16 protein-coding genes are annotated in these 19,093 nt (G+C 63.5%); 8 read left to right on the forward strand and 8 right to left on the reverse strand.

Annotated elements, in window-relative coordinates; translation table 11 throughout:
* Positions 1–38: 38 nt before the first annotated feature.
* The 3 genes from FEZ61_RS06430 to FEZ61_RS06440 are packed head-to-tail and all read right to left on the reverse strand — an operon-like array spanning position 39 to position 6,935.
* Positions 39–5,510, reverse strand: coding sequence for an AAA family ATPase (locus FEZ61_RS06430; RefSeq protein WP_173147853.1), 5,472 nt, complete (start codon positions 5,508–5,510; stop codon positions 39–41).
* A complete protein-coding gene (locus tag FEZ61_RS06435) occupies positions 5,510–5,878 on the reverse strand; it encodes a response regulator (RefSeq protein ID WP_173147855.1) in 369 nt (122 codons plus the stop codon). Before FEZ61_RS06435 ends, FEZ61_RS06430 begins: the two co-directional genes overlap by 1 nt.
* Positions 5,879–5,936: 58 nt before the next feature.
* Positions 5,937–6,935, reverse strand: a complete 999-nt coding sequence (locus tag FEZ61_RS06440; protein WP_173147857.1) for a response regulator — start codon at positions 6,933–6,935, stop codon at positions 5,937–5,939.
* Between the two features lie 625 nt (positions 6,936–7,560).
* On the opposite strand from FEZ61_RS06440, the gene FEZ61_RS06445 reads away from it, so the two are divergent.
* A complete protein-coding gene (locus FEZ61_RS06445) occupies positions 7,561–8,514 on the forward strand; it encodes a LysR family transcriptional regulator (RefSeq protein ID WP_093252802.1) in 954 nt (317 codons plus the stop codon).
* Here the strand turns inward: FEZ61_RS06445 and FEZ61_RS06450 are convergent.
* On the reverse strand, positions 8,511–8,972 hold the full coding sequence (locus FEZ61_RS06450) for a Rid family hydrolase (protein ID WP_017641388.1): 462 nt from the start codon (positions 8,970–8,972) through the stop codon (positions 8,511–8,513). The genes FEZ61_RS06445 and FEZ61_RS06450 overlap by 4 nt on opposite strands.
* Before the next feature lie 269 nt (positions 8,973–9,241).
* Here FEZ61_RS06450 and FEZ61_RS06455 point away from each other — a divergent pair, with 269 nt between their 5' ends.
* The 5 genes from FEZ61_RS06455 (at position 9,242) to FEZ61_RS06480 (ending at position 13,901) form a co-directional block, all read left to right on the forward strand.
* A complete protein-coding gene (locus FEZ61_RS06455) occupies positions 9,242–9,928 on the forward strand; it encodes a hydrolase (RefSeq protein WP_173147861.1) in 687 nt (228 codons plus the stop codon).
* Positions 9,929–9,994: 66 nt separating this feature from the next.
* Positions 9,995–10,558 carry an antibiotic biosynthesis monooxygenase gene (locus tag FEZ61_RS06460; protein WP_173147863.1) on the forward strand — a complete coding sequence of 188 codons (564 nt, stop codon included), beginning with the start codon at positions 9,995–9,997 and terminating at the stop codon, positions 10,556–10,558.
* 72 nt (positions 10,559–10,630) lie between these two features.
* Positions 10,631–12,025 carry an OprD family outer membrane porin gene (locus FEZ61_RS06465; RefSeq protein ID WP_173147865.1) on the forward strand — a complete coding sequence of 465 codons (1,395 nt, stop codon included), beginning with the start codon at positions 10,631–10,633 and terminating at the stop codon, positions 12,023–12,025.
* A 527-nt stretch (positions 12,026–12,552) separates the two neighbouring features.
* Positions 12,553–12,981: a nuclear transport factor 2 family protein gene (locus FEZ61_RS06475; protein WP_064309037.1), complete on the forward strand. Its 429-nt coding sequence runs from the start codon at positions 12,553–12,555 to the stop codon at positions 12,979–12,981.
* A gap of 674 nt (positions 12,982–13,655) precedes the next feature.
* Positions 13,656–13,901 carry a hypothetical protein gene (locus tag FEZ61_RS06480; RefSeq protein ID WP_064309036.1) on the forward strand — a complete coding sequence of 82 codons (246 nt, stop codon included), beginning with the start codon at positions 13,656–13,658 and terminating at the stop codon, positions 13,899–13,901.
* 139 nt (positions 13,902–14,040) lie between these two features.
* Here the strand turns inward: FEZ61_RS06480 and FEZ61_RS06485 are convergent, their stop codons facing one another.
* The 3 genes from FEZ61_RS06485 to FEZ61_RS06495 form a co-directional block, all read right to left on the reverse strand.
* Complete coding sequence (locus tag FEZ61_RS06485; RefSeq protein ID WP_231893098.1) at positions 14,041–14,256, reverse strand: hypothetical protein; 216 nt, start codon at positions 14,254–14,256, stop codon at positions 14,041–14,043.
* Positions 14,257–14,461: 205 nt separating this feature from the next.
* Positions 14,462–15,148: an LrgB family protein gene (locus FEZ61_RS06490; protein WP_064309034.1), complete on the reverse strand. Its 687-nt coding sequence runs from the start codon at positions 15,146–15,148 to the stop codon at positions 14,462–14,464.
* The gene (locus FEZ61_RS06495) at positions 15,141–15,491 is read right to left on the reverse strand and encodes a CidA/LrgA family protein (RefSeq protein WP_274601654.1); all 351 of its coding nucleotides are present in this window, start codon (positions 15,489–15,491) and stop codon (positions 15,141–15,143) included. Before FEZ61_RS06495 ends, FEZ61_RS06490 begins: the two co-directional genes overlap by 8 nt.
* A gap of 333 nt (positions 15,492–15,824) precedes the next feature.
* On the opposite strand from FEZ61_RS06495, the gene FEZ61_RS06500 reads away from it, so the two are divergent.
* Positions 15,825–17,015, forward strand: coding sequence for an amino acid aminotransferase (locus FEZ61_RS06500; RefSeq protein WP_173147871.1), 1,191 nt, complete (start codon positions 15,825–15,827; stop codon positions 17,013–17,015).
* A gap of 18 nt (positions 17,016–17,033) precedes the next feature.
* Here FEZ61_RS06500 and FEZ61_RS06505 read toward each other — a convergent pair whose 3' ends face one another.
* Complete coding sequence (locus tag FEZ61_RS06505) at positions 17,034–17,681, reverse strand: TetR family transcriptional regulator (protein WP_173147873.1); 648 nt, start codon at positions 17,679–17,681, stop codon at positions 17,034–17,036.
* A 196-nt stretch (positions 17,682–17,877) separates the two neighbouring features.
* Here FEZ61_RS06505 and FEZ61_RS06510 point away from each other — a divergent pair, with 196 nt between their 5' ends.
* Positions 17,878–19,086, forward strand: a complete 1,209-nt coding sequence (locus tag FEZ61_RS06510; RefSeq protein ID WP_242455116.1) for a serine hydrolase — start codon at positions 17,878–17,880, stop codon at positions 19,084–19,086.
* The last annotated feature ends 7 nt before the right edge of the window (positions 19,087–19,093 follow it).

Genomic DNA, 19,093 nt, shown 5'->3' on the forward strand with positions numbered 1-19,093 from the left:
GGCGCTGCCCTTTAGCCGATGTGAAACGTTCTTAAAGGTCATTTAAGCGCGGCTGCAGGAAGTTGGGCGATCCCCTCCCCCATGCGCGGCAGCGTGAAGAAAAACAGACTTTCCCCGCGCCGACCGCGGGTACAGCGCAGCGAGCCACCGTGGGCACTGATGATTGACCAGCAGATGGCCAGGCCCATTCCCATCCCGGTGGGCTTGTCGGTGTAGAACGCCTGAAAAACGCGATCTTCGCAGCCGGGCGCAACGCCAGGCCCGCTATCCTGCACGATCACCAGGATGTCTTCACGCACCGGACGGGCTGAAATGTACAGCCGTCGCCGCAAAGGCGGCAGATCCTGCATCGCCTCGACCGCATTAATGATCAGGTTGCGCACCACCTGCTGGATCTGAGTAGCATCGCCCAGAGCATAGGCATGAGGGGCAATGTCGATGACCAGCCCCACGTTCTGGTCCTGAATATCGGCCCGGGTGACGGACAGCACCCGATTGATGACGCCATCTACCGCGATCGGCTGGCGCTGCGGAGGCGCCTGGCGCGCCAGGGAGCGCATGGCATTGACGATGTCCGCCGCTCGCTGACCCTCGGACAGAATATCGCGAATCCCCTCCAGGGCATCTTCCACTGCGGGGACCGCCCGATCCAGCCAACGCACGCTCGCACCGGCATTGGACAGGATGGAAGCCAGCGGCTGATTGATCTCGTGGGCGATGGATGCTGCCAGCTCGCCCAGCACGCTCGCCTGGGAGGTCCGCTCCAGTTCACCGCGGGCGGCACGTAGCGCGATGTCGGTCTGGCTGCGTTCGGTGATATCCAGCAGTACGCCGATGAAGCCATTGCCCGTGTCGTCCGGCTCCCCGGCCAGTTCCAGGAAATGGTGATTGCCGTCGAGTGCCACCGTCCGGAACTTGAGACGAAAGGCATCGTGGCTTTGGACACCCTGGCGCAACTGCTCGCCGAACGTTTCTCGATCGTCCGGATGGACCAGCAGCGCCGCGTCGTGCAGGTAGCCGGCATCACCCGGGGCAGGCAAGCCAAGCTGATCGAGCAGCTGGCGCGACCACAGCGAGGCGGATGCCTGAGGTTTCCAGGAGAAGGTTGCATAGCGACTCACCGCCTGGCCCAGCGCCAGCAGGGCCTGCATCCGCCGCAAGGTGCTTTCGCTGGCTCGCCGCCGCTCGTTCTCGGCGCTGAGGTCACTGTAGAGCTGGGCGTTGCTCAGCGAAATGGCAGCCTGGGCAGCGATCAGCTCCAGGACGTCCACGCGCGCCGGCTCGAAGATACCTGGAATGAGGGCGTTCTCCAGATAGAGCACGCCGATGACCCCGTTCTGCTTGAGCAGGGGAATGCAGCCCACCGAGCCGCGTTCGAGCTCCAACAGGTGCGGGTCCTGGGTGAAACGGCGCAGGGCTTCGGTGCCATTGATGGCGAGCGGCTCGCGATGTTCGAGCACATGCCGGACCAGGCAACGAGGTATTGGCAGGTCACGGGGCAGCTCGCCTCGAAGCCTTACCTCCACGCCACTGGCCTGGGCGACGCCGATGGCCTCGACCTCCAGGTCATCCTCGGCGCCTAGCAACAGCGCGGTGAAGGTCGCGCCAGCGTGGGTGGTCGCGTTGGCCAACAGCGTCTTGATCAGGGCTTCCGGCTCGATCTCCCGTGAGAGCGCCTGGCAGGCCCTGGTGATGGCGAGAACGTCGAGTTCATGCTTGCCCGGAAGCGCGAGGCTGGGCGCCAAGGCGGGCGCTTCCCGCAAGTCGGGATGGGTCAATTCAAGGCGTTCGGCCAGGCGCTTGGCGCCCCACCGGCACCAGGCGTCACGTCCCAGTCGCAGGTGTACCCGAGCCCCGTAATGCATGCTGACCAGGGCCAGGCAGCGACTTTCCAGCTCGTGGCCCAGCCCCTGAATGTGGATCGCCCCGCAGGCGGTGGCTTTGTCGATCGCGTCCTCGTAGTGCAGCAGGGCCTGCAGATGATTACCTTCGATGCGCTGGATCTCGGCTTCGGCCAGCGCCAGGCGGTCGCCGAAATAGCGCGGGTTCAGCTCCGCTGCGGATCTCAGGCACTGGAGCGGGCGACTGAAATCCTCGGTGGTGCCGGTTTGGGTCTGTAGAGCGGCGCGGGTGAGCACCGTGAACAACGCCAGATCTACCAGATGGACATGTATAGGGGCTGCCCAAGCCAGCGCCCAGGCCCGATCCAGATGCCCCGCCGCTCGAGTGAGACTGCCGTCCAGAAACAGATACAGCCCCTCGAACAGCTCCCACAGGAAGTGCAGCTCACCCATCTGCGAGCGGGCGACACGCTGCGCAAGCTCCGCATGATCGGGAATGGGGATGGACTTGCCGATGTCACCGGCCAGCCGCCGAATGTAGAGCGCCTGGATGAAAAGGATGCTCTGGGCATCGGTGAATTCGAGGTGCCGCGCGTACTGCAGACCGGTATCGATCTGCCGGAGCATGCGTTCGATCGGCGCCCCCAGCACGATCAGGTCGGAAATGATGTGGTTGTTCGCATAGCAGGCGAAGCTAGGACTGCCTTTTGACACCAGAAACCGGTAGGCGGACTCGGCACACTCCACCGAATAGGGCAATGGTCTGGTCCAGACGCTCACCCGCTCGAGTGCGATCAGGGCCGCGCCGCGCGCCTTGGTGAAGCGCGGCTCGGCACTGAGTTCGGAGGCGACTTCGGCGTAGCGGAAGGCATCGCCATGCCGTCCCAGATGATGGGCTGTCGCCACGCCAAACCAGGCAAGCCCCTCGACGCCGGCGACGCTGAGTCCATGCGCGAGCGTCAGCCGGACGATCTGGCTGGCGGCCACCCACATCAGGTTGGGTTCGACGAAGGCACCTGGGACGATGACTGCGCGCAGCAGGTCGACGCTCGCCTTGATGCGCTCGTCCGTCAAGGGCGCCAGCTGACCGAAGGCAGCTGCCGGGTCGGTACCGAGCGATTCGGCGACGCTCCGGCCCAAGGCTTCGGCGGCATGATCCGACAGTAGCAGGTCGATGTCAGGCGCCAGGTGGGCGAGGCCCTGCGCCAGGGTTTGGAGCGCCCCCCGGTAGTCCCCCTGCAGCGAAAATATCTCGCAGCGCAGCCGGTACAATTCGGCACGATGGTCGGCGCGGCGAGTTGCCTGCAGCTGCGTGTCGATGTAGTCCTTGGCCACCTCGTAGGACGCATTGAGGATGAGGCATTGTCCGTAGAGGACCCTGACCTGGGAGGCTGGCTCCTCATCGCCGACGGCGAGCGCGGGATTCAGTCGCTCGGCATAGTGCAGATAATCCAGGGCGACCGCTGGTGCCACCAGGCCACGCGCTTGTTGCGCGCCGTCCACCAGCAGGGCTACCAGGGCCGCCGTCTGTTCCGCGGGAAAGGCATCGGCAGGCACCTCGAGCACATGGGACGCCGCACGGTGGACCAGGCTGGGCTGGTCGCCGGAGGCCACCGCGGCGGTAAGGCGCAGGGCGAAGTCCTGATGCATCGCCTGCCGGGCACCGGGTGCCAGCCGTGCTGCCAGTGCTTCCCAGATGGAATCGTGGACGAACGACAATCCGGCGCGGTGCTCGACGATCAGGCCCGCCACGAACGCCGGCTTGAGCCAGCGAATGACAGATGCCGGATCCAGCTCCGCAATCAGCGCCAACTCCGCCACGGCGGTTTCATTGCCCAGCAGCGCGAGCTTTTCCATCAGCTCGCGCGTACGCATCGGCAGCTTTTCGACGCGCAGGTCCACCAGCGAGGACATGCCACCGGAAGGGATGTCGGCGCCCATGGCATTTTCGCGAAACGCGGCCACGGCCTGGCGGAAGTACAGCGGATTCACGCTGCCGTCCTGCCCGATCTTCGCCTTCAGGAACGCCCGTTCGGCGTCGGTGAGGAAGGTCTCCTGCACCAGGAGCTCGGTCAGCGCCTGGTCATCCAGCGGTGCCAGCGGCACCTCCTTGACCCGGCACCTCAGTGAGCGGCAATGCGCCAGGAAGGCCGCCGCGGCCGCCTCGGGACGCAAGGCACTGGCTCGATAGGCGACCACCAGCAACAGGTGCCGGAATTGCCCGGGCTCGAGTTCGCGCAGGAATGTCAGGGACTCGGCATCGGCCCGGTGCACGTCATCCAGAAACAGCACCAGGGGATGATCGGGCGTGGCTACGGCCTGCAGCAGCTGCTGCAGGGTGCCATGCAGGTGACGGCGTGCCTCGCTCATGTTGGGCGTCACGCTGAGGCGCGCAGGTCCTACGAGTTGCTCCAGTTCCGGCACCAGCCGCGTGACGGCGCTGCCGAATTCGCCGATCGCCACCCTGAGTCGCGACGCCCAGTATTCGCCGCTCTGGCGTGGATCGTCGCGCAGCGACTTGCATAGCGAGGAGAGCGCATTGGCGAGCAAACCATAGGGGCTGGCATGTCCCAGCGCCCTGCCCTTGCCCATCGCATACAGCTGTCGTCCGGGCGCATTCGCGAAGAATCCAGTCACCAGCGCCGTCTTACCCAGCCCGGCTTCGCCACTCACGAGCACGAGCCCCCCCTGCTCCGCCAGCAGGTCATCCAGGGCGTCCTGGAGTAGCCCAAGGTCCTGCGTCCTGCCGATCAAGGCGCGTGGGGACGCCTCCGCCACCTGTATCGATACGTCAGAGGCGTCCCGACTCGGGCGACTAGCCTCCTGCCAATCGGCATGGCAGCGCCGGAGTTCGGCCTCGAGCTCCAGTGCCGAGGCGTAGCGTAAACCCGGCTGCTTGGATAGCAGGCGAGCGATGAGCGGATCCAGACAGCTGGGCAGGTCACTTCGCCGCGACGTCACCGAGGGTGGTTCGACCGCCAGGTGAGTGTGCAGCCAGCTGGGCGCATCGACCGCTTCGAAGGGTCGGTCACCTGTGGCAAGTTCGAACAGCGTGATACCCAGGGCGTAGAGATCGCTGCGGACCGTGGCCGCCGCCTGTCCGCCGTTGGCGAGTTCGGGTGCCAGATACGCCAGGTTCGACGAGCCGATGTCGCTTCCCGCGCCTGGCACGCGTTCGGTCTCGGCGGCATAGGCGAAACCGGTGATACGCACCGAATCCCCGGCACCGCAGAGGAGATTCCCGGGTTGGAGGTCCCGATGCAGGATACCCGCCTGGTGTACGTCGTTCAGCGCGGCAGTCGCGGCGATGGCCAGCCGGAAGAAGCGATCGATGGGTAGATCGACGGCCCTCAGGGCGGACAGCGGTACGCCGTCCGCATCGTCCAGGACCAGCACCGGTCCATTGGCGGTATTGAGCAAGGCGCGTGGCAGTACCGCCCAGGCCGCGGCCAGGCGCGGCGTCAGCGCATATTCGCGATCCAGTCGTGGATCGTTGACCTGGGCGGAGGCCGAAGTGATCAACAACCAGGGTCGTTGGGTACGCTCGTCATAGGTACGCCAGCGGTGCAGGCCGTCCACCTCGTCGATCGCGATCCAGGTCGCCTTGCTCGGCCATTCATCGCTGAAATCCAGGCGATCACACCAGGGCCGATCGAGTCCTCCTGCCATCAGGACTCCCAGGGCGCCGTGGCCCGAGCCAGCGTGGCGAGCAGCGCTTCCGCGGTAAAGGGCTTGGCGAGGAACTGGACGCTGGTATCCAGGCGCACCGCTTCGACATCCACCCCCTCGGCCTCGGCCGACATGTAGACGATGGGAATGCGGTAGTCCGCGATGCACAGCTGCCCATAGGTCTCCCGGCCTGACAGACCTGGCATGTTCAGATCCATGAGCAGGCAGGAGGCCCGCGCCTTCCATTCGGAATTCAGCAGGCTTTCTCCCGACGGGAAGGACACCGCCTGATAGCCTTCCGACTTGAGCAGATTCACCACCGCCTTGCGGACGGATAGTTCATCATCAACGACACAGACGGCGTCCATGGGCAGCCTTGAGCGGAGGATACGAAGTGCCGAACGGTACGCCGAATCCAGTGCCTGTTCAGGCGGATTGGATGTCGAGCGTCGCGCTATCAGGCAGCCTTCCCGCCATTCTACCCAGCAGGACCAGCTCCACTAGGGTGCGTGTGCTCAGTTTTGTCATGATGTGCTTTTTATGCAGCTTGACGGTGACCTCCTGGAGTCCCAGCGCCAGCGCGATGTCCTTGTTGCGTCGGCCCTCGACCAGCAGACCGAAAACCTCCTGTTCGCGCGGCGACAGGGTGGCGAAGCGCGCGCGGATCGCATCTTCGCGTCGCGCCTGCACATGCAGTCGATGCGCCGTTTCCAGGGCTTCCTGCAGGCTGTCGAACAGCGCTGACTCGTCGAAGGGCTTGGTGATGAAGCCGACCGCTCCCGCCTTCATGGCCCGTACCGACAGGTCGATGGTGCCGAAGCCCGTCATGAAGACGATCGGCACCTTGATACCACGCTGGGCAAGCTCCGCCTGCAGATCCAGACCGCTGCTCTGACTCAGGCGCACGTCCAGCAGCAGACAGCCGGGATCCTCGAAGGAGCAGGTCGACAGGTAGGCCTCGGCGGAGGCGTAGGCGAGCGCGCTGAACCCCGCCGATCTAAGCTGGCGAACCAGGCCGTTACGTACCGTCGATTCATCGTCGACGATATGCACGGTAGCCAGGGCTCTCCAGTCGGGCGATCGGTCATCCGCCTTGGCGACCGCTGGCGGATGGTCCTTGGCGGAGGCGAGCTGTGCGACGGGCAGATTCAGTCGATAACCACGGCCGGCCACGGTTTCGAGCAGATCGCGATCCAGCGCCAGCTGCTTGCGTAACGAAGACATCTGGACATGGAGATTGTTTTCCTCGACCACCGTATCCGGCCATACCGCTTCGATGAGTTCGTCCTTGGTAAGCAACCGCTGAGGCGCTGCCAGCAAACACTCGAGCAGGTCAAAGGCGCGGCTGCCAAGCCGAACCGGCTGGTCGTGGCGAAACGCCTCACGGCGCTCGATCGATACCCACACATCTCCTAGACGAATCATAAGCTCCTAGCCGGCTCGGTAGTGGCTGACGATCAAAGTATGACGTCAGTTATCTATCGATAGTATTACTATTGAAATTGGCATTAACGCTTCGGTCCCGTGGTTCAAGGCTACGGCGCTATCCGCCAACGCGCGGACCGGCAAGCCTGAATGTTCCGTCCATCGGTACGCGTCATTGGAGCGCGCCGTCGAATCGGCTGCCGCGTACGACACCGTCGCAACATTCGTCCAGCTGGGGCACAGGTGCAGGCGCAGCAAATGGACGGACACGCTGGCGAGCAGATTAAACGGGGGAGATATCGCCTGAGCGTTAATTAACGTTAATCCAGCACATTTACGTTAATTAACGTCTTGGTCCTTTGGAGAAGAAGCCCGGCTGATAGGACCAGGACGAGCGCTAATCGGGACGTTCGAAGCTGCAGAAGCGCGCGGCAACCCGCGTAGATGCCGAATGCTGGATGGCCCCACGCGTATGGACTGATCCTCTGTTGGAAGATCTACCCCCTTGGTTGTCACCTTGGTTCCGCAGCACCCTTTTTCGTATGATGCCCGTCAACAGCAGACGGAAACCTCCGGTGTGGACGCTTCAGCAAAACCGGCTTCTTCAAGCCAACCCGACCCGAGGATAGCGCGCTGGGACGCGGGGGCCGCGGTCAACCAGCTGTCCTGGGATGACCTGCGCATCATCAAGGCGCTCAGCGAGTCCGGCAACCGTGCGGCTACCGCCAAGAAACTGGGCATCAACGTCTCAACCGTTTCCCGGCGAGTGGCGCAGGTGGAGAAAACCCTGGGCGTCGCGTTGTTCGACCACCGTCGCTCCGGCTATCAGCTGACGGTCGAAGGCGAGGAACTGCGTGCCTTGGGCGAGCGGGTCGAACTGGATATCGTCAGCGTCGCACGACGTGTCTCCCGCGCTGCACAGGGTCCACTGGGCAAACTGCGGATCACCACCAGCGACTCGCTGCTGCTGTACTTCCTGACCCCGATCATCGCCGACTTCAAGGCGGCGAACGATGGCATGACCATCGAGGTGCTGGTGGGGAATCAGACCTTGAGTCTGGCACGGGACGAGTCCGACATCGCGATCCGGGCCACCAGGAAGCCCGCCGACAGCCTGGTCGGTCGCAGGCTGGCCACCATTGCCTGGGCCGCCTATGGCAGTCGCAACAGGGTGCGGCAGGAGGATCCCTATGCGGCCGGCCAGGCCTGGGTGTCCTACGCCTCCGCCCTGGCCAACCTCAAGGCGGCTGCCTACCTGGAATGCCGAGTTGCCCCTGAGGACGTCTCCTACCGGACTGATTCGGTCGCCGCCGCCAGTGCGGCCATCGTGGCAGGGCTGGGTTTCGGCTTTCTGCCCTGCATGCTGGGCGACAGCACGCCCGGTCTGGTGCGCGTGGGGCCGGTGGTGCCAGAGCTCAACGACGAACTCTGGCTGCTGACTCATCAGGACATCCGCAAGTCCTGGCGGGTAAAGGCCTTCATGGCGTTCTGTGCGGCGGCGGTAGCCGAGCAGAAGGCGCTGGTGGAAGGTCAGCGCCCGTTTGCCACTGCGCTCGAAGACAGCGAAGCCTCTACCTAGCACGCGCGACTGCCAATCACCGCCCGGCAGGCGATCTCGATCAGCTGCGGGCGCTGGGCCAACCTCGAAACACCAATGATGTTGCTGGCGCAGCGCGGCGCCTCACAACCGTAGGCCGCCTTGCGCACCTTACCGACGACGGCAAAGGCGGCGTCCATGTCCAGCACATAGAGAGTTTCCTCGACCACGTCTTCCAGGCTTGCGCCATAGAGCGCGAGCAGTCTGGCGATGTTGTCGTAGGCGGTGCGCATCTGCTCGCCCATGGTGGAAAAATCGCTGGGGCGACCCTCGCTGTCCAGCGGTGCGGGCGCTACCAGATTGCCGTCTGCGTCATGATTGAACTGCCCTGAGACGAAGATTTCGTCACCCACCCTACGGGCCTGCGGATAGCCGTAGGCCTGCTCCCACGGTACGCCCCAGTACGCCGTGTCCTTGTCCTTCAAGTGTGCTGCTGCCATTGCCTGTTCCTCGCGGAAAGTGGATTCGCGATGCGGAATCCGGGTGATTGGAAGGCCAAACCCTAGCAGCGCACTGACGATTTTTATGGCGCAAATTTGCGCTTTCAAAGGTGCAAAAGTGCACAAGCACAGCCTCGATCGATCCCTTACCTTGGATACCAGTTCCGGTCACAACCGCTGCGAACGAGGCCGTCGCCCCCTTGAGGGCGAGCCGCCGAGATCGCCGCACGGAGCACAGCCCAAACCACACTCAATCGATAGGTGAAGCCATGAACAACTCCAAAACCGAAGTCCTAACTCCCCTGAACAGCCAGCTGATCTTCATCGACCAGCAGCCGCAAATGGCCTTCGGCGTCCAGAGCATCGATCGCCAGACGCTGAAGAACAACACCGTCGGCCTGGCCAAGGCCGCCAAGATCTTCAACGTGCCCACCATCTTCACGACGGTCGAAACCGAAAGCTTCTCCGGCCACACCTATCCCGAATTGCTCGCCGTGTTCCCTGAGGCGCCGCTGCTCGAGCGCACCTCGATGAACTCCTGGGACGACCAGAAGGTGCGCGATGCGCTCAAGCGTAATGGCCGCAACAAGATCATCGTCTCCGGCCTCTGGACGGAGGTGTGCAACACCACCTTCGCCCTCTCCGCCATGCATGACGCGGGCTACGAGATCTACATGGTCGCCGACGCCTCGGGCGGCACCACCCAGGCCGCTCACGACTACGCTATGCAGCGCATGATCCAGGCCGGCGTGATCCCGGTGACCTGGCAGCAGGTCCTGCTGGAATGGCAGCGCGACTGGAAGAACCGCGACACCTATGACGCCGTCATGGGCCTGGTGAAGGAGCATTCCGGCGCCTACGGCATGGGTGTCGACTATGCCTACACCATGGTGCACAAGGCCCCCGAGCGTGTCGCTCACGGCCCCACCCTGGCACCGGTCGCCGCGGCCGTCTGAGCCACTGCCAGCCCCACCGTCTCGGGCGGTGCTGGCACTTCCATTGCCCAGGCAGGAGTCCTACTCATGAATCCCTCTTCCACTACCGCGACCCTGGTCGTGCGCCATCAGGTCCACCCGCAGCACGAACAGCGCTACGAAACCTGGCTGCACCAGACCATCGAGGCCGCCAGTCAATTCCCGGGCCACCTCGGGGTGGACGTAGGCCGCGAACGCCATGGAGATGTCCTTGATTTCACCTCGGTGTTGCGCTTCGACGAGATGCAGCACCTGCAGCTATGGCTCGAATCCTCTGCCCGTCAGTGGCTCGTCAGTCAGGCACGCCCGTGGCTGCAGGATGGCGACAACACCGAAATCCAGCTCGGCAAGGACTTCTGGTTCGCGCCTTGGGAGGCCGACCAGGCACCTGCACGCTGGAAACAGGTGGTCGTCAGCTTCCTGGTCATTCTGCCCCTGAGTCTGCTGGTACCCGCCCTCTGGCGACCCGTATTCGGCGTCGTCCCCTGGCTCGCCGGCTACCTGATGAGCAACCTGCTGATCACTCTGAGCATCGTGGTGCTGGTGGTGTACCTCTTCATGCCGCTGGCCACCCGCGCGCTGAATCCCTGGCTCAGCGCTGACACCCCATAGCGCGCCAGCCCTTCCGCCGCCCTCTTCCCCTTCGTCCGCGATAGCCCTTCCGTTCGTTCATAAGGAATACCCATGAGCGCCGCCGCAGCCTTACTCGACCGCCACCTGCACACGGCAAACCTGCCGTCAGCCCCCTCCACCGCAGTGGCGACCGGTAGTCGAGTGCTCGGGCATCGTTACCTGGGAAAGCGCTGGCAGGGTTCGGTCCTGCGAGGCTGGCTGCTGGGTCTGTTGCTGGCAACGGCCACTGGCCAGTCCGCCGCCGCGGCCGAAACACCCGCTCCCGCAAGCTGGGATGTCTTGCTGCGCAACTACTTCCTGCACAGCGACCTGCGCGACGAGGTCGGTCCCGGCCAGCAGAGCTATCAGCAGGAATGGGCGCAGGGCGTCATCGGCGAGCTGCGCTCCGGCTACACCGACGGGGTGCTTGGCGTGGGTTTCGATGTACATGGTTTCCTTGGACTGAAGCTCGATGGCGGCCGCGGACACACGGGTACTGGACTGCTGCCGGTCGATGGCAAGGGGCGTAGTGGGAATTACGCGTCCGCTGGTGGAGCCTTGAAAGTCCGAATGGGGACCTATCAACTTCGTTATGGCGAAATGATGGTCGAGACGCCCGTTTTCGATACGGCTGACAAGCGCCTGCAACCGGAATACGCCACCGGATGGATGCTCGAGGGTACGCCGCGACCGGACATGCAGCTGCAACTTGGACACTTCACAGGCTTCAAGAATCAGGCTGGTCGCTCTTCTCATGACGATCTGGAAGGAGCAGGAGTCTCTACCCGCGGTAGTGCCGTCAGCCTCGTCGGCGCGCGCTTCGCCGTCACCCGGACGTTCAGCGCTGCCCTTTACGCCGCACAACTGGATGACCGTTGGCGGCAGGACTATCTCAACCTCAGGATGAGCGATGCCCGCTGGACGCTGGAGGCCAACGCCTACCGTACGCGGGACCAGGGATCTGCCACCGCTGGCGCGATCGATACGCTCGCTTACAGCCTGCTAGGCAGCCATCGCATCGGTGCTCAGACGTTCACCCTGGCTTACCAACGGGTCGAAGGACGGACCCCTTTCGACTTCGTGGGTGGCGACTCTATCTACCTGGCGAACTCGGTCAAATACGCCGATTTCAACGGTGCCGGCGAGCGGTCCTGGCAGGCGCGGTACGATCTGGATCTCGCGGTATTCGGTCATCCCGGCTTGAGTGTGATGGCGCGGTACGTCAGCGGTCGGGGCATCGACAGTACCCATACCAGTGCTGACAGCGCCTATGCCCGTTCACTGGAGGCGGGCGGACGCCACTGGGAGCGAGATCTCGACCTGCGTTACCGGGTCCAGCAGGGCGCGGCCAAGGATCTGCGGGTGACGCTTTCCCACGTGAGTCACCGAGGCAACGACGCCCAGGACGGGCGAGACCTTGATCGGCTGTATCTCATCGTCGAGTACCCGCTGCGTGGCTTCATTTGAGGGCACGCGCCATGAGTCGCGGCTTGGCGATGAAACCGTCCCACCGTTCGGTGTGCAGGTTCGTGCTGACGGCTCGGCTCATGCCATGGACCGCAGGACGTCACTCGACCGAAGCGCAAACGCAGGCGCCGGTCAGTCGATGGAGTCCGTCGCCCGATCGTGAACCTCGTACGATCCGTTACGCGCCCCCTGGCTATTGCCGCCCCTGGCCCCGAGCGGCTTATGCCAATCGACGCGGCGACCCGCACATCCGCGCCGTGGTTGTCGAAAGGCGCCTTCGGGCTATGGAGCAGACGTTGGATAATGACCGCTGCGTCGGTGCGATCGCTGCATGTCGAAGCGACAGCGAACTCATCTTCACCCATGCGCCCTATCACATCACCGCGCACCCCGGGATGGCGAGTTACGAGCGGTTGCATTCACGCCTGTCAGGCAGGCAGAATTAATTTAGTTGTACGATGACGGACAAACAAAATCATCGACGACGCCTCGCTTCGTTCCAATAACTACAACAAAGGAATCTCGACATGAAAAAGCTGACGCTCCTGGTAGGCTTCCTCTGCCTGTTCACCGGTTATGTCGCCGCCGCTCCCCATGATGAAAGTGACGTAGCTGCCGCCGTGGACAAGCTGACCCAAGCCATGTGGCACAAGGACATAGCGCAACTCAAGGCACTGACCGCTGACAACCTGACGTATGGGCATTCAAGCGGCAACATTCAGGACAAGCAGGCGTTCATCGCCGACATCGAAACGGGGAAGAGCGCGTTCAACGAACTGAAGATGCTCAACCAGAAGATCACCCTGTCGGGGGATGTCGCGCTGGTTCGCAATCACTTCTCGGCCCAGGCTGTAAACAGCGGAAAAGTCGTGCCAACTGAAATCGAGAATTTTCAGATCTGGCAGAAGCAGAATGGCCAGTGGCTATTGATCGGTCGTCAGGCATTTCGCTTCTGACAACCCCTTCGACAGAGGCTGCGTCGATCGCCATGGAAGGTCGTAGAAGATCGACGCTCTCTCGGTCCCCCCCTACCGCTGCCACATTATGAACTGCCGCCTCGCTGGCCTTGGGTCTTCTGCAAGCCGCCGGCATCGGTGTTGATCTCTTAGACAGTCCTGTCACGCTGCACCGGGCCATCGACGTCCCTAAGCTGGGCTGGCGAATCTCCGCCAGCAGGTCAGTCGATCTTGGCCCGCTTGCGTGTCCGCATCGGCAGTTGGTCTTCGAAATCAATCTGACTGTTCCTGAGCTGACCGCGGCTCAGCGTTCACCGGTACCTGACCGCGTGCCACTTGCGTCGTAGCGCATCCTCGGAGAGCAAGACAGCCATATTGAAGAAAGCTGGCTTCCTTCATCGGCCAGCGCGGCGCCTGACATCAGATCGGCTGGAGAACAGCATCGCGCTGTCACTGCGGCCCGACGTCACGATTGGGCGCTTTCACCAGGCGTGTGAGTCATCAGTCCTATCCTTCGGCACGTCAAGCCAGGGGCCACCCAGGCTGTGAAGATCGTGGCGCGCCAGCCACTTGTCGAAATTCAGCGACATCGCCCAAATGATTATTGCGATATTCGAACGGGCGAATCATAGTGGCCTGGTGCCATTTACCTGACCGATGTTCGAGACCTGATCATGCACCCTGATCCCCAAGGCCAAGCCCGCGAAGCGCTACTTGGCCTTCATCGCCAACTCCAGGAAAACGCCAGTCAGCTGAGCCAGGTCGACTGCGATGACCCGGACGTCCGAGCCGTGCTGCAGGCGGTACATGATCTCAATCAGAGAGTTGCCGACCTGGTGGCGGAAACCGCCTTGCTGGCGCCCTTGGAACTGGACTCAGTCACCAACGGCAGCTCATGCGACGGTACCCGCCAATCCTGACTCACCGCCCTTGTCGACTCGACCTTTCACCGGGTCCCGGACGAGGAGCCGGCGAAACGTCGTGACAGACATCCCGAGCTGCATTGCCAGACCGAGATGCACGGGCGCGAGTGGAATGACAGGCGCTGTGTGAAGCCGCCTATCCGCCAGTGTCTTTACCCGGCCGCCGTTGGTAGGCACGCGCCCATTCGAGCAGGCTGTTTTCTTCGTCGGTACGATCATCGACACCGCACTCTTCCAGTACGGTCACCACTCGACTCATGAAGTCTCGATCGATGCGAGCCTGCTCCATGAGCCTGGTCAGATTCAGCTGCCCCAGCCGCTGGAGCGGGGTCTGAGATTCGTTGTCTTCCATGCCCATCACGTCTGTCCTTGTAAGCACGGCTGCCGCACACCGACTGGCCTATCGCCATCATCTTCCGGACAGGGTCTGGGCTGGCAATGGTTATTGCACGAAGTGTCGAGAATGATGACTGAGCGGCAGTTGATGCCGCGTCCAAGGCGGTTGGCTTGGGCTCTCCGCGCCAGGCAGGCCCCGGCGAGCCTGCCCTACCTGCAACCTAGAAGCCCAGCACCAGAGGCAGCACCAGCGCGGTGACGATGCCCAACAGAATCATGCCCAGCGCCGAGAAGGCTGCCGTTTCCTGGCCCTCGCGCAAGGCATGGGCCGTGCCGATGGCATGGCCGTTCATGCCCAGGGTCAAGCCGCGAGCCGCGGGATCTTCCACCTTGAAGACCTTGAGCAGCGGCAGCGCCAGCGTGGTGCTGATGACGCCGGTCAGCATCACGATTACGGCGGTCAAGGGCGCGATGCCACCGAAATGATCCGCCAGCGGCAAGGCGATCGGCATGGTGACCGACTTCGGCACCAGGCTCATCAGCAGGGTCTCCGACAAGCCAAACAGCCAGCCCAACGCCAGGGTCAGGGAAACGCCCACGACGCCCCCTACCGTGAGGGTTATCAGCAGCGGCTTGCAGAGCGCCACCACGCGCGGGAAGTTCTTGTAGAGCGGAACGGCCAGGCCTACGGTGGTGGGCCCGAGCAGCATCGAGAGCATCCCGCTGGCGCCGCGATACGTCTCGTAGGGAATCCCCCCGACCCAGAGCACGGTGGCGACGATCGCCGTGGTGATCAGCACGGGTTGCAGCATGATCAGGCGCAGGCGCTGTTGCAGCACGAGCGCCAACTGATAGGCCGCGAGCGTCAGGGACAAGGCCAGCAGGGGCGCCAGGGCTTGATCAGACATGGTCTTTGTTTCTACCGATCAGGTACTGCAGCAGCCAGCCGCACAGGGGAACGGTGACCAGCAGAGACAGGGCGATGACCAGCACCAGGCGTAACCAGACCGAGGCCTCGATACTGCTGAAATCGACGATTCCCACCGCGGGCACCACGAGCATCAAAGGCAGGTACCTGAGCAGATTGCCCGCCATGGTCTCCACGCCTTCCGGCACCCTGCGCAAGAGCATCAACAGGGTGAACAGAACGATGATCCCCAAGACACTGGCCGGAATGCCACCTATGACGTTCGTCATCCCAGAGCCCAGCAGATAGCAACCTACAAGCGTCAAAAAACCCGAGATATTCATAACCACCCTGAGTGATAGCTTTCTTGTTGAATAGCCTTCAATAACGGCGTGCGCGGCAACGTCCAAGATGGAAGACCCGCATCGAGCTGCGGACCTGCGCTCCGCCGGAAAGCATGGAAATCGCCGCTGATATGGCCTTTCCGCAGCTCACCTGCTACGCCTGGCGTGAGCGGGCCCATGCTAGCCTTTTCACTATAGGCACAGCTGAAAATGCCTGTGCAAATCCATGCTGAGGTCGGCGAAAGGTACCCGGTGCGTTCGGCTCGATGCCATGAATAGCGCCTCGATCCAGGTCGCCGTACCCTGCCCTGCCAATCGGATATCCGTACAACCATGTTCGAACACCTAGCCGAGTACCCGGGCGACCCGATACTGTCGCTGATCAAGACCTATCAGGACGACACCCGACCCGAAAAGGTAAATCTGGGTGTCGGGGTCTATCTGGATGCGCAGGGCAGGTTACCGGTGCTGCAGGCGGTGGCGGCGGCCGAACAGCAGCTGAGAAAAGCAGCGCCGGCACCTTCGATGTATCTCCCCATGGCGGGTCACGACGCTTATCGCCTGAACGCTCAGCGCCTGCAGTTCGGTGACCAGAGCCAGGCGCTGGCGGAGGGGCGGATCGCGACCATCCAGACCCTGGGCGGATCGGGCGCCCTGCGAACCGGTGCCGACTTCCTGCGTCAATGGTTTCCGGATTCAGGGGTCTGGGTGAGCGACCCGACCTGGGACAATCACCTCGCCCTCTTCGCCGGGGCCGGCTTCACCGTCGGCACCTACCCCTATTGCCGGCCGGCCTCAGCCGAGCTCGCCTTCGAGGCCATGCTCGGCACCCTCAGCACCCTCCCCCGGCACGGCATCGTCCTGCTCCATCCCTGCTGTCACAATCCCACCGGACTGGATCTGACCAACGCCCAGTGGCTGGCGGTTATCCAGGTACTGGCCGAACGCGAACTCATCGCCTTCGTCGACTGTGCCTACCAGGGTTTCGGCGAAGGACTGGAAGCGGACGTCTTCGCCATCAGGGAAATGGAGCGCGCGGGTCTGAGCTTCCTGGTGAGCTATTCCTTCTCGAAAAACTTTTCGCTATACGGCGAGCGGGTGGGCACCCTGTCGGTCGTCTGCTCTTCTGCGCCACTGGCGTCCAAGGCCCTGGGGCAGTTGCAAGCCACGGTGAGACGGCATTACTCGAGTCCGCCGCGGCATGGCGCTCTGCTGGTGGATCTGGTCCTGGGCAGCGAACTGGCCGATCTCTGGCGGACCGAGGTGGACGCCATGCGTACCCGCATCGCCGCCATGCGCGAGTCGCTGGCACAGGCGTTGGTCGAGGCGGGCCTGCCACTCGGCGAGCGCATCCGTCGCCACCGGGGCCTGTTTTCCTATACGCATCTCACCCGGGCGCAGGTGCTGCGGCTCCGTCAGGATCATGGGATCTATCTGGTCGACAATGGCCGCCTGTGCTTGGCGGGCCTGACCGAGGAAAAGCTCGCCTACGTGTCTGCGGCGATCGCGGACGTTATCCGCTGAACCGCTGGCGCCACCCGTCTAACCCTGATTCAAGTCGCTGGCGCTGCAACCCGGCACCGCGCGCATGCCCTCGAAGATCAGGCGCGTGGTGTTGCGCACGTTGGCGGCATGTCCCTCCCGATCCATCTCGTCACTGGCCGTCAGGCGCAGCAGTTGCAGGTGCGAGTAATCGTTGAGTAGAAAGGCCGCCAGCTCCACGTCCAGATCGGCGCGCAGCTTGCCGGCGGCCTGCAGCTCGTGCAGCACACTGGCGATCTCGCCCTGCAGGCCGCGGTTCATCTGCCGGTAGGCCTGGGGCAGACCGCTGTCGCCCCCCACCAGCACCAGCGGCAGCAGTTCGCGCCAGAGCGCGGCGGGCAGCACCTCCAGTGCGTAGCTGACGAGGAGGTGCTCCAGATGGCAGAGCGCCTCGACGGGATCCGCGAAGTCGCGGATGTGCCGGCGCACGTCGATCAGGGCGCGGCGATCGGACTCCTTGATCATCTCCAGGATGATCTCGTGCTTGCTGCCGAAATACTTGAACACCGTGGGCGCGGAGACCCCGGCCTCGCGGGCGATCTGCTCGACCGTGGTCTCGCGAAAGCCCTGGCGCTGGAACAGCATGACCGCCGCGGCCGAGATGGCGGTGCGGCGTGATTCCTTCTGACGTTCGCGTAGCCCGCTCACCGTCGCTCCTGGTTCCTTAGGTACCCGAGAGGATAGCTGGCTAGGCTTCGGCAATGAAAATATTTTATTGACTAAAGAAATTAACAGGGTTAATTATTTTCTCGTACCTGCTCTACGCAGGGCCACTGCCAGGATGAGTCTGATGAACCAGAGCCTCGATCGCTCCCTGGTTTCCCGGAGTCGGGAAGTCAGCGAGATGTACGACCAACAAGAACAAGAGCCCGTACTGATGCAGGGTTTTCCGGCCGAGCCGGACCGGCGCGTGACCTGGGCCAACTGGATGTCACCGCCGTTCAATCGCTGGGGCTTCCGCAATCTGGCGCGCCTGCGCCCTACCATCGAGGTGGCGGCCGGACCGCGACCGGACAGGGTGCTGGCCCATGCACCCGAGGCCCTCGAAGCACTGAGATTCGCGAGCAGCTGCGGCCGCAGCGTCAGCGCCCTCGACCATCTGCAAGCCAGCAAGACCGACGGCTTTCTGGTGCTGCACCAGGGCCGGGTGGTGTACGAGCGCTACTTCAACGGCCAGGTCGCTACCGACCGCCACATCATGTTCTCGGTCACCAAGTCGCTGATCGGGGTGCTCGGCGAGCAACTCATCCACGATGGCGTGCTCGATGCCCAGGCGCTGACCCAGCACTATGTGCCGGAACTGGCCGGCAGCGCCTTCGGCGACGCCAGCGTCCGCCAGTTGCTCGACATGGCCGTGGGCGCCCACTACACCGAGCTCTACGACGATCCCACCTCGGAAAGCTCCCAGTACGGCTACGCCTGTGGCTTCAAGCCGGCCCTGCCCGCGTACGCCCAGTACGAGTCGCTGTACCAGTACCTGCCGTCGCTGCGCAAAAGAGGCGAGCACGGCGGTCACTTCCACTACGTGACCGCCACCACCGAGGTGCTGGCCTGGGTGATGGAGCGCGCCAGCGGCCTGGGCTGCGCCGAGCAGTTGCAGCGGGTATGGCAGCAACTCGGCTGCGAGCGCGATGCCTACTTCATGGCCGATCCCTGGGGTCGCAGTGTCGCCGGCGCCGGCTTCAACGCCACCCTGCGCGACATGGGCCGCTTCGGCCTGATGCTGGCCAATGGCGGTGTGGTCGATGGCCAGCAGGTCATCGACCAGGCGGTGATCGAGGCCATTGCGGCCGGCGGGGATCCGGCCGTCTATGGCGTGCACCAGGACTTCTCCGACTGGACCCCAGGCGCCTCCTATCGCAGCCAGTGGTACGTCTTCAACGACCATAGCCCGGCCCTCATGGCCAGCGGTATCCACGGCCAGTACCTGTTCGTCGACTTCGCCTCGGAGGTGGTGATCGTCAAGCAGTCGTCGCTGCCCGAGGCGGTCACCGAACTGGACATCGATACCGTGCGCCTGCTGCGCGCCATAGCCGCCCGGTTGTGCGGCTGATCCACCC

Origin of the sequence: Pseudomonas sp. MS15a(2019), assembly GCF_013277805.1 — a bacterium.
GTDB lineage: Bacteria > Pseudomonadota > Gammaproteobacteria > Pseudomonadales > Pseudomonadaceae > Chryseomonas > Chryseomonas benzopyrenica.

What these genes read in the sequence shown, in the direction of transcription:
- FEZ61_RS06485 (WP_231893098.1), bottom strand. Translation starts at nt 14,256, where the DNA reads ATGGAAGACAACGAATCTCAGACCCCGCTCCAGCGGCTGGGGCAGCTG.
- FEZ61_RS06460 (WP_173147863.1), top strand. Translation starts at nt 9,995, where the DNA reads ATGAATCCCTCTTCCACTACCGCGACCCTGGTCGTGCGCCATCAGGTC.
- FEZ61_RS06430 (WP_173147853.1), bottom strand. Translation starts at nt 5,510, where the DNA reads ATGGCAGGAGGACTCGATCGGCCCTGGTGTGATCGCCTGGATTTCAGC.
- FEZ61_RS06475 (WP_064309037.1), top strand. Translation starts at nt 12,553, where the DNA reads ATGAAAAAGCTGACGCTCCTGGTAGGCTTCCTCTGCCTGTTCACCGGT.
- FEZ61_RS06435 (WP_173147855.1), bottom strand. Translation starts at nt 5,878, where the DNA reads ATGGACGCCGTCTGTGTCGTTGATGATGAACTATCCGTCCGCAAGGCG.
- FEZ61_RS06500 (WP_173147871.1), top strand. Translation starts at nt 15,825, where the DNA reads ATGTTCGAACACCTAGCCGAGTACCCGGGCGACCCGATACTGTCGCTG.
- FEZ61_RS06455 (WP_173147861.1), top strand. Translation starts at nt 9,242, where the DNA reads ATGAACAACTCCAAAACCGAAGTCCTAACTCCCCTGAACAGCCAGCTG.
- FEZ61_RS06465 (WP_173147865.1), top strand. Translation starts at nt 10,631, where the DNA reads ATGAGCGCCGCCGCAGCCTTACTCGACCGCCACCTGCACACGGCAAAC.
- FEZ61_RS06490 (WP_064309034.1), bottom strand. Translation starts at nt 15,148, where the DNA reads ATGTCTGATCAAGCCCTGGCGCCCCTGCTGGCCTTGTCCCTGACGCTC.
- FEZ61_RS06510 (WP_242455116.1), top strand. Translation starts at nt 17,878, where the DNA reads ATGTACGACCAACAAGAACAAGAGCCCGTACTGATGCAGGGTTTTCCG.
- FEZ61_RS06450 (WP_017641388.1), bottom strand. Translation starts at nt 8,972, where the DNA reads ATGGCAGCAGCACACTTGAAGGACAAGGACACGGCGTACTGGGGCGTA.
- FEZ61_RS06495 (WP_274601654.1), bottom strand. Translation starts at nt 15,491, where the DNA reads ATGAATATCTCGGGTTTTTTGACGCTTGTAGGTTGCTATCTGCTGGGC.
- FEZ61_RS06440 (WP_173147857.1), bottom strand. Translation starts at nt 6,935, where the DNA reads ATGATTCGTCTAGGAGATGTGTGGGTATCGATCGAGCGCCGTGAGGCG.
- FEZ61_RS06480 (WP_064309036.1), top strand. Translation starts at nt 13,656, where the DNA reads ATGCACCCTGATCCCCAAGGCCAAGCCCGCGAAGCGCTACTTGGCCTT.